The 370-nt window shown below is 34.9% G+C and carries 1 pseudogene; it reads right to left on the bottom strand.

Annotated features, from left to right (window positions below):
* Nucleotides 1-143: 143 nt before the first annotated feature.
* Nucleotides 144-370: pseudogene (locus CWB85_RS22600) on the bottom strand (ATP-binding protein); the annotation flags it as partial.

Consider the following 370-nt stretch of genomic DNA (forward strand, 5'->3'; position numbering starts at 1 on the left):
TTGATAACAACATAGTTTTGGCTTATTGACGTGACTTTAGTGACTGCTATTTGTAATTTTGAACACTGAGCATAATGCACCGCGTTCATTAAAATATTACCAAATAACTGCATCAATCGGGTATTGTCACCACTAATTGTTATTTATTCGCTGAATTCAGAGATATTTAATTCAATAGCGTTATTTTTAAAAATAGTGGTGTATTTTTGTTTAACTGTAAGCAGTAACTCAGCTATTGATAATGGCCGCATCGTAAAAGGCATACCGCCAAACTCTGCACAATTGAGCAAATGTAAGGCATCAATCAAAAGCGTTAAATGATGAGCTTCATCATTTGCAGAACGAATATTCTCCACAGATAAAGGGCGGA

Origin of the sequence: Pseudoalteromonas sp. S1727 (assembly GCF_005886375.1) — a bacterium.
In the GTDB taxonomy this organism is placed as follows: Bacteria; Pseudomonadota; Gammaproteobacteria; order Enterobacterales; family Alteromonadaceae; genus Pseudoalteromonas; species Pseudoalteromonas haloplanktis.